Raw genomic sequence first — 9,021 nt, 5'->3', positions numbered from 1 at the left:
CTCGTGGCGGCCACCCCGGCTTACGGCCAGCGCCTGAGCCTCGCCGAACGCGTCACCCTGCTCGAGAACCAGGCCAATGCGGAAAACCGCAGCGCCGGCCAGGCCAACCTCGAAGCGCAGAACCGCATCACCCAGCTGCAGTCCGAGGTATCGGCGCTGCGCAACCAGATCGAGACGCTCACGCACGAGATCGAGCAGCTCAAGCAGCGCAACCGCGACCAGTACGTCGACCTCGACAGCCGCCTCCAGCGGCTCGAGGGCGGGGCGCCCGTGGCTGCCACCCCCAATTCCCCGGCTCCGGCGGTTTCGCCGGCAGCGCCCGCCGCGCCGGAGCCCGAGCCCGCCGCCGCGGCGGTGGACGAGGCGCCTGTCGCCGGCGCAACCGCGGACCCGGCCGCCGAAGAGGCCGCCTACCAGGCCGCGCTCGACGCGCTGGTCGAGCGTTTCGAAGCCGACCAGTCGGCGCGCATGTTCCAGGCCTTCATCGCCGACTACCCGGCCAGCCCGCTGGTGCCCAATGCGTGGTACTGGCTGGGCGAAAGTTATTACGTCACCCAGAACTACGAGCTGGCGCTGGAAGCTTTCCAGACCCTGCTGGCCAGCTACCCGGGTTCGCGCAAGGAAGCCGACGCGCTGCTCAAGGTCGGCTATTGCCAGCTCGCGTTGAACCAGCGTGCCGACGGCGAAGACACGCTGCGCGAAGTGTCGGCGCGTTACCCGGGTTCGGACGCCGCCGCCAAGGCCGAGAGCCGCCTGCGCACGCTCGCGCTCGAAAGCCGCTGATCCCGGCGGCAGGCCGGAAACCGCCATGGACACCCCGGCCAACGAGCGCCTGCGCCTGACCGAAATCTTCCTGTCCGTGCAGGGCGAGTCGCGCTCGGTCGGCTGGCCGACGGTGTTCGTGCGCCTCACCGGCTGCCCGCTGCGCTGCCAGTACTGCGACACCGCCTACGCCTTCCACGGCGGCGAGTGGTGGGAAATCGACACGATCCTGGCCGAGGTCGCGCGCCACGGCGCCCGCCACGTCTGCGTCACCGGCGGCGAGCCGCTGGCCCAGAAGCGCTGCCTGGTGCTGCTGGAAAAACTCTGCGACGCCGGTTACGAGGTGTCGCTGGAAACGTCCGGCGCGATCGACATCTCCGGCGTCGATCCGCGCGTGAGCCGCGTGGTCGACCTCAAGACGCCCGGCTCGAAGGAAATGCACCGCAACCTGCCGGGCAACATCCCGCTGCTGACGGACCGCGACCAGGTGAAGTTCGTCATCTGCGACCGCGCCGACTACGACTGGGCGAAGTCGATGCTGGCCGAGCACCGGCTGGCCGGGCGCTGCGAGGTGCTGTTCTCGCCCAGCCAGGGCCAGCAGTCGCCGGCCGAGCTGGCCGAGTGGCTGCTGGCCGACAAACTGCCGGTCCGCTTCCAGCTGCAGCTGCACAAGGTGCTGTGGGGCGATGTCGCGGGGAAGTAGGACCGGATGGAATCATCGATGAACCAGAATCAGAAGCGCGCAGTGGTGTTGGTGTCCGGGGGCATGGACTCGGCCGTGGTGCTGGCGATGGCGCGCGAGCAGGGCTTCGCCTGCCATGCGCTGAGCGTGTCCTACGGCCAGCGCCATACGTCCGAGCTGGCCGCCGCGGCGGAGCTGGCGGCGTCGGTGGGCGCCGAGCACAAGGTCGTGACCGTGGACCTGCGCAGCATCGGCGGCTCGGCGCTGACCGCCGACATCGACGTGCCCGAGTCGGGCGGGCAGGGCATCCCGGTCACCTACGTGCCGGCGCGCAACACCATCATGCTTTCGATCGCGCTGGGCTGGGCCGAAGTGCTGGGCGCCGACGACCTGTTCTGCGGCGTCAATGCCGTGGACTACAGCGGTTACCCGGACTGCCGGCCGGCCTTCATCGAAGCCTTCGAGCGACTGGCCAACCTGGCCACCAAGGCCGGCGTCGAAGGCCATGCGCTGCGGGTGCATGCGCCGCTGATGCGCCTGTCCAAGGCCGACATCGCCCGCGAAGGCGTGCGCCTGGGCGTGGATTTCTCGCGCACCGTGTCGTGTTACCAGGCCGACGACCAGGGCCGCGCCTGCGCCCACTGCGACGCCTGCCGGCTGCGGGCCGATGGTTTCGCCGCCGCCGGCCTGCCCGACCCGACGCGCTACGCCTCGCACGAATGATGCGGTAAACTGCGCGCCTTGTTTTTCGGCGGGCCGTTAGCTCAGTTGGTAGAGCAGAAGACTTTTAATCTTTTGGTCGAAGGTTCGAATCCTTCACGGCCCACCACCCCATCCCGTAGGAGCGCCTTCAGGCGCGAACCTTTTGACTTTGCCTTTGGCAAAGAAACGATTCGCGCCTGAAGGCGCTCCTACATTGGGTCAGAAGCGCCGGGAAACCGACAGGCTGCCGTACACCGGTGCCTCGCGCTGGCCGTCGAATTCGCGGCTACGGCGATAGTGGGCGCCGGCAAGGCGCCAGGGGCCGTGGGTGAGCACCACGCCCAGCGCGAGTTCCGCGAACGCGGCGCGGCTTTCCACCGAGTGGCCGTCGCGGCCCAGCGTGCCGTCGAGCGTGACCTCGTGCGCCACGGCGCGGGCCTCGAGGCTGGCGAAGAAATGCCAGTCCCAGCCGCTGTCTTGCACACGCAGCACCGGCGCCGTGCCGTCGCCGGCCAGGCGCATCGGGTTGGAGCCGAAATCGTCCGGCAGGTTCCTGCCGAAGCGCACTTCGATGCCGCCGTTGGCATAGGTCGAAGGGCTGCCCACCGCGCCGCCGGCGAACCAGGTGCGATCCCAGCCCAGGCCGCCGTGCCCGGCGTCAAACTGGCGGCGCCAGGCGCGTTCGTGCGCCAGCTGCAGCAGCGGTTCGTCGCGCAGCTGGTTGTCCCAGCCGCGGAAACGTTCGCGCCCGAACAGGTGGTGGAAGCTGTCCTGCGCCGCCTCGCCCTGGGCCGACGGCCCGACGATGCCCAGCCGCAGGTGCGTCGCGGCCATGCTGTCCGCGTCCCGCAGCTGCTGGCCGACGCCGAACACCAGCGTGCCGGCGTAGGGGCGGTCGTCGGTGATCAGGTCGGCGCGCCTGCCGTCGGTGGGCGTGTACAGCGCGTGGTGGAAGCTGAGCACCAGGTTGCGGTGCGTGCCCGGCCCCCAGGCCAGCCAGCGCGTGGCGCGGTCCAGGCCCGCCAGGCAGGTCACGTCTTCGCGTTCTGCGGTGGGCGTGGTCCAGGCGAACGCGAAGCCGGCGGAATAGCCCTGGTCCTGCCCGGCCTGGCCATAAACGTCGTTGTCGGAGCGGGCGGTGGCCGTGCCGCCGCAGGCGGCCTGGGCGAAGGGCGCGAGGGCGAGCAGGGCGGTGGCGAGCAGGGTCTTGCGGGGCATGGGGAACCGGGATCGTGGGGCGTGCCAGTTTAACCGCCTCGTTGTAGGAGCGCCTTCGGGCGCGAATCCCTTCTTTGCCAAGGGCAAAGTCAGAAGATTCGCGCCTGAAGGCGCTCCTACAGGTCGGTCAGGAGCTCAAGGACCCGGGGGCCGTAGCGCTCGAGCTTGGCGGCGCCGACGCCGCCGACCGTGCCCAGCTCGGCCAGCGAGGCCGGGCGGCGTTCGGCGATGGTGCGCAGGGTGGCGTCGTGGAAGATCACGTAGGCCGGCACCGCCTGCTCGCGGGCCAGCGCCGCGCGCAGTTCGCGCAGGGCCTCGAACACCGGCTGGTCGGCCGGCGCCAGCTGCACCGGGGCCGGGGCGGCGCGCGCCGAACGTTCGCGCTCGCGCTTGCGCACCACTTCCTCGCGCAGGCTCACGGCCTGTTCGCCGCGCAGCACGGCGCGGCTGTCGGGCGTAAGGCGCAGGCTGCCATGGCCTTCGATGTCGACGTCGAGCAGGCCCAGCGCCACCAGCTGGCGGAACACGCCCTTCCACTGCTGCGTGCTCAGCTCGCCGCCGATGCCGTAGGTCGAAAGCTGGTCGTGGCCGAGCTGGCGCATGCGTTCGGTGTCCGCGCCGCGCAGCACGTCCACCAGGTGGGTGACGCCAAAGCGCTGGCCGGTGCGGTAGACGCAGGACAGCGCCTTTTGCGCCGCCACCGTGCCGTCCCAGGTTTTCGGCGGCTCCAGGCAGTTGTCGCAGTTGCCGCACTGGCCCGGGTGGTCCTCGCCGAAGGCCGCCAGCAGCGCCTGGCGCCGGCAGCGGGTGGATTCGCAGTAGCCCAGCAGCAGGTCGAGCTTGCGGCGTTCGAGACGCTGGCGTTCGTCGCCGGCGCCGGACTGGGCGATCATCTGGCCCAGCGTGACCACGTCGCCCATGCCGTAACACAGCCAGGCTTCGGCAGGGTCGCCGTCGCGGCCGGCGCGGCCGGTTTCCTGGTAATACCCCTCGACCGACTTGGGCAGGTCCAGGTGCGCGACGAAGCGCACGTCGGGTTTGTCGATGCCCATGCCGAAGGCGATCGTGGCGACCATCACCACGCCTTCCTCGCGCAGGAAGCGGCGCTGGTTGGCCGCGCGCACGCCGGCGTCCAGGCCGGCGTGGTAGGGCAGGGCGTCGATGCCGCGCGCGCACAGGAAGGCGGCGGTTTCCTCGACCTTGCGCCGCGACAGGCAATAAACGATGCCGGCCTGGCCGGCGCGCGGCTGCAGGAAGTCCAGCAGCTGCTGGCGGGCGTTGTCCTTTAGCGCCACCCGGTAGCGGATGTTGGGCCGGTCGAAGGACGTGATGAAACAGGGCGCGTCCTGCAGGTCCAGGCGTTCGGCGATTTCGCGCCGGGTCGGCGGGTCGGCGGTGGCGGTGAGCGCGATGCGCGGCACGTCGGGCCAGCGCTCGTGCAGCAGGTTCAGTTCGCGGTATTCCGGGCGGAAATCGTGGCCCCACTGCGAGACGCAGTGCGCTTCGTCGATCGCGAACAGGGCCAGCCGGCTGCGGCCCAGCAGCGACAGGAAACGCTCGGTCAGCAGCCGCTCGGGGGCGACGTAAAGCAAGTCGAGCTCGCCGGTGACCAGCCGGGCCTCGACCCGCGCGGCTTGGTCGCCCGGCAGCGCCGAGTTCAGGCAGGCGGCGCGCACGCCGAGCTGTTCGAGCGCCTCGACCTGGTCCTGCATCAGCGCGATCAGGGGCGAGATGATGATGCCGGTGCCCTCGCGCAGCAGCGCCGGAACCTGGTAACACAGGGATTTGCCGGCGCCGGTGGGCATCAGCACCAGGCAATCGCCGCCGCCGACCAGGTGGTCGACCACGGCGGCCTGCTGGCCGCGGAATTGCGCATGGCCGAAGACGCGGCGCAGCAGGTCGAGGGCAGGGGTCGTCATCGGGGCATTTTAGCGGCTGCCGCCGGGGTCCGGACCCGCTGCGTCTTCACGTTGGTTAGACTCGCAGCGCAACCACAGCGTTCGACCAAGCCCAAAACCAGAAAGGAACGACATGAACAAGATCCGGATCTCCCTTGTCGCCGCGGCCGTGCTGGCCCTCTCCGCCTGCGGCGGCAAGCAGCCCGGCGACACCCTCATCGCCATGCAGGCCGAGCTCTGCGCCACGGGCGACCCGTCGGTGATGCAGAAGTACGTTTCGAAGAAGTCCCAGCCGGTGATGGGCATGGTGTCGGCGATGATGGCCGAGCCGAAAAAGGCCGAGGAAATGAAGGCCCAGATCAAGGCCGATTGCGAAAAGGCCGGCGGGATCGAGATCCTGGAAACCAAGATCGAGGGCGACACCGCCACCGTGCGCTACCGCAACCCCGAGGGCAAGGAAACCACCGACACCCTGGTCAAGGAAGACGGGGAGTGGAAGGTCGACTTCAAGCTGGACAACAAGTAAGCCCATGAACCGGGGCCGCCCACTGGCCGCGGCGGTGCTGGCGGTGCTCCTGTCGGGGCCGGGGGCGGGGCGGGCCGCGGCCCCCCCCCCCCCCCCGGCGGGGGGGGGCGTGGGGCCCCTGGCCGGCTGGCAGGTTGCGCTGCGTCCGGGCGCCCACGTGGTCCGGCGCGGCAACGGACGCTGGAGCGGCTATTTCGCCGGCGCGTCCGGCGACGAGGGCTTCTTCAGCCACGTCGGCCTGCTGGTGGGCGGGGCCGATGGCTGGCAGGTGGTGCATACCGAAGCCGACGACGACAGCGGCATCGGTGGCGTGCGCACCGACGGCCTGGGGCAGTTCCTGGCCGATGCCCACGGCGTGGCGGTGGTCCGGCCCCGGCTCGATGCCGCACAGTCGGCGCGCACCCTCGCGCTGGCGCGTGATCCGGCCTGGCAGGCCATTCCCTTCGACGCACGCTTCCGGCTCGACGACGGCGGCGAGGCGATGTACTGCACGGAATGGATCCAGGCCCTGGTGCTGGCCGCGACCGGCGAGGACATCGCGCGGCCACGCAGCCGGTTTGGCCACATCGAGATCATCAGCATCGACGACCTGAGGCTCAGCGCCCGGGTCGAGCCGGTGTTCGACCACCGGCTGCTGCCCCCGGGCCGCTGACGGACTTCACTCCAGCAGCGAGCGCAGCATCCAGGCGTATTTCTCGTGGATCTGCAGGCGCTGGGTGGCCAGGTCCACGGTGGGGTCGTCGCCGGCGCCTTCGGCGGTCTTGATCACCTTGCGCGCGGTGCGGCAGACGGCTTCGTTGCCGCTGACCAGCTGGCGCACCATGCCCTGCCAGTCCAGGCCGCCCGGCGACTGTTCTTCCTTGATCGACGAAAGCTTGACGAACTCGGCGTAGGAGCCCGGCGCGGGGAAACCCAGCGCGCGGATGCGCTCGGCGATCTCGTCCAGAGCCGTCCACTGTTCGGTGTACTGGGTCATGAACATCGCGTGCAGGCTGTTGAACATCGGCCCGGTGACGTTCCAGTGGAAGTTGTGGGTCTTGAGGTAGAGCGTGTAGCTGTCGGACAGGAAGGCCGAGAGGCCTTCGGCCACCTTGCGGCGGTCCTTTTCGCTGATGCCGATGTCGATCCCGGGCGCGGAGGGGGCGGCGGGTTTTTTCGATTTCGATGCCATGGCGGGACTCCTTGTTGAAGGGGCCCATCAATACTACTCCCGCGCAGGTTCAAGTCCGATGAAACCCCCGCCGGACGTTAGAATGGCGCCCTATGCCTGCCCGTCCGGCCCCGCTTCCGCCCCTTCCCGACGACGCCGTGCCCAGCCGCGAACGCGGTCGGTTGCTGCGCCTGCGCGGCGCTGCGCGCAAGGCGCCCGACGACGCCGACAAGCGCGAAGCCTACGAAACTGCCCTGGTCGCGGCGAAGGCCACGTTCGCGGCGCGGTCAGCGAAGCGGCCAACGCCGCGCTTCGACGACAGCCTGCCGGTGTCGCGCGCGGCCGACACGCTGGTCGAGCTGATACGCAAACATCCGGTGGTCGTGGTTGCCGGCGAAACCGGTTCGGGCAAGACCACGCAGTTGCCCAAGCTGTGCCTGGCCGCCGGCCGCGGCGCCGCCGGCCTGATCGGCTGCACCCAGCCGCGCCGCATCGCCGCGCGCGCCGTCGCCCGGCGCGTTGCCGAGGAGCTGCAGGTGCCGATGGGCGGCGCGGTCGGTTACCAGGTGCGCTTCACCGAAAACGTCGGCGACGACACCTTCATCAAGTTCATGACCGACGGCATCCTGCTGGCGGAAATCCAGTCCGACCGCTGGCTGTCGAAGTACGACACGCTGATCATCGACGAGGCGCACGAACGCAGCCTCAACATCGACTTCCTGCTCGGCTACCTCAAGGAACTGGTCGGCAAGCGCCCGGACCTGAAGCTCGTCATCACCTCGGCCACCATCGACACCGACCGCTTCGCGAAACACTTCGGCGACGCGCCGGTGGTGAACGTCGAAGGCCGCGGCTTTCCTGTCGACGTGCGCTACTTCACCCCCGGAATGGGACAGGTGCATAAAGGGGGTCAGGTTCACTTTTCCGGCGAAGGTGAGCAATCATCTGCAGATGGAGCGGGGAAAAGTGAACCTGACCCCGTTTCTGCCGATGCCGACCTGCCGCTGGCGGAGGCGATCGTGGCGGCCGCGGACGAGATCACCCGGCAGGATCCGCAGGGCGACATCCTGGTGTTCCTGCCTGGCGAGCGCGAGATCCGCGACGCGCATGCGGCGCTGAACCGGCGCAAGTACCGCTCGACCGAGGTAATTCCGCTGTACGCGCGACTGTCGGTGCGCGACCAGGACAAGGTGTTCAATCCGGGGCCGGGGCGGCGCATCGTGCTGGCCACCAACGTGGCGGAAACATCGCTGACGGTGCCGCGCATCCGCTACGTCATCGACCCCGGCCTGGCGCGCGTGAAGCGCTACAGCCCACGCGGCAAGCTCGACCGCCTGCATATCGAGCCGATCAGCCAGGCCAGCGCCGACCAGCGCAAGGGTCGCTGCGGCCGCATCGCCGCCGGCGTCTGCTACCGGCTCTACAGCGAAGACGACTACGCCTCGCGCCCGCGTTTCACCGACCCGGAAATCCTGCGCGCTTCGCTGGCCGGCGTGATCCTGCGCATGCTGACGCTCGGCCTGGGCCGGGTCGAGGATTTCCCCTTCATCGACCCGCCCGATCCGCGTGCGATCGCCGACGGCTGGCAAACGCTCGGCGAACTCGGCGCCGTCGACGAACAGCGCAAGCTGACCGCGACCGGCCGCGAAATGGCGCGCCTGCCGGTGGACCCCAAGCTGGCGCGCATGCTGGTCGCCGCGCGCGGCCACGGCGTGCTGCACGAGCTGCTGGTGATCGCCAGTTTCCTGGGCATCCAGGACCCGCGCGAACGCCCGGCCGACGCCCGCGAGAAAGCCGACAACGCGCACGCGCAGTTCGCCGACCCGAACTCCGAATTCGTCGGCATCCTGAAACTCTGGGAGGCCTATCGCGAAGCCCACGAAGACCTCACCCAGTCGAAGCTGCGCGGCTGGTGCGAAAAACATTTCCTCGCCTTCCTGCGCATGCGCGAATGGCGCGAGCTGCACCGGCAGCTGCGCCTGGCCTGCGAAGAGCTCGGCTGGGACACGGCGAGGGGTCAGGTGCACTTTTCTCCTGAGCCAATGGGCGAGCGAGGCAGCGCGGGGAAAAGTGCACCTGACCC

The 9,021-nt window shown here is 69.6% G+C and carries 9 protein-coding genes and 1 tRNA gene; 7 read left to right on the top strand and 3 right to left on the bottom strand.

Going from position 1 to position 9,021, the window contains the following annotated elements; all coding sequences use genetic code 11:
* From ybgF to ACE3TE_RS12750, 4 genes are all read left to right on the top strand, one after another.
* Positions 1-783, top strand: a 783-nt coding sequence (gene ybgF, locus ACE3TE_RS12765; protein WP_374605544.1) for a tol-pal system protein YbgF, incomplete at its 5' end; no start/stop codon positions are given.
* A gap of 25 nt (positions 784-808) precedes the next feature.
* Positions 809-1,465 (top strand): 7-carboxy-7-deazaguanine synthase QueE, encoded by a 657-nt coding sequence (gene queE, locus ACE3TE_RS12760; protein WP_374605542.1) that lies wholly within the window; start codon positions 809-811, stop codon positions 1,463-1,465.
* A gap of 18 nt (positions 1,466-1,483) precedes the next feature.
* Complete coding sequence (queC, locus tag ACE3TE_RS12755; RefSeq protein ID WP_374605540.1) at positions 1,484-2,167, top strand: 7-cyano-7-deazaguanine synthase QueC; 684 nt, start codon at positions 1,484-1,486, stop codon at positions 2,165-2,167.
* A 30-nt stretch (positions 2,168-2,197) separates the two neighbouring features.
* Positions 2,198-2,273 (top strand) — tRNA-Lys (locus tag ACE3TE_RS12750).
* A gap of 92 nt (positions 2,274-2,365) precedes the next feature.
* Here the strand turns inward: ACE3TE_RS12750 and ACE3TE_RS12745 are convergent.
* Positions 2,366-3,364 carry a lipid A deacylase LpxR family protein gene (locus ACE3TE_RS12745; RefSeq protein ID WP_374605538.1) on the bottom strand — a complete coding sequence of 333 codons (999 nt, stop codon included), beginning with the start codon at positions 3,362-3,364 and terminating at the stop codon, positions 2,366-2,368.
* A 116-nt stretch (positions 3,365-3,480) separates the two neighbouring features.
* The gene (recQ, locus tag ACE3TE_RS12740; RefSeq protein ID WP_374605536.1) at positions 3,481-5,283 is read right to left on the bottom strand and encodes a DNA helicase RecQ; all 1,803 of its coding nucleotides are present in this window, start codon (positions 5,281-5,283) and stop codon (positions 3,481-3,483) included.
* A 112-nt stretch (positions 5,284-5,395) separates the two neighbouring features.
* On the opposite strand from recQ, the gene ACE3TE_RS12735 reads away from it, so the two are divergent.
* Positions 5,396-5,788: a DUF4878 domain-containing protein gene (locus ACE3TE_RS12735; RefSeq protein WP_374605534.1), complete on the top strand. Its 393-nt coding sequence runs from the start codon at positions 5,396-5,398 to the stop codon at positions 5,786-5,788.
* A gap of 109 nt (positions 5,789-5,897) precedes the next feature.
* Positions 5,898-6,440 carry a hypothetical protein gene (locus tag ACE3TE_RS12730; RefSeq protein ID WP_374605532.1) on the top strand — a complete coding sequence of 181 codons (543 nt, stop codon included), beginning with the start codon at positions 5,898-5,900 and terminating at the stop codon, positions 6,438-6,440.
* A 6-nt stretch (positions 6,441-6,446) separates the two neighbouring features.
* On the opposite strand, the gene ACE3TE_RS12725 is transcribed toward ACE3TE_RS12730, so the two are convergent.
* Entirely contained in the window at positions 6,447-6,959 is a 513-nt protein-coding gene (locus tag ACE3TE_RS12725) for a Dps family protein (RefSeq protein ID WP_374605531.1), read from the bottom strand.
* 92 nt (positions 6,960-7,051) lie between these two features.
* On the opposite strand from ACE3TE_RS12725, the gene ACE3TE_RS12720 reads away from it, so the two are divergent.
* On the top strand, positions 7,052-9,021 hold a 1,970-nt coding region (locus ACE3TE_RS12720; RefSeq protein WP_374605529.1), incomplete at its 3' end, for a helicase-related protein.

It is taken from the genome of Arenimonas sp. (assembly GCF_041919775.1).
Classification (GTDB): Bacteria; Pseudomonadota; Gammaproteobacteria; order Xanthomonadales; family Xanthomonadaceae; genus Arenimonas.
The sequence above is the reverse complement of the archived record's forward strand: the minus strand, read 5'-3'. Positions and strand labels throughout refer to the sequence as shown.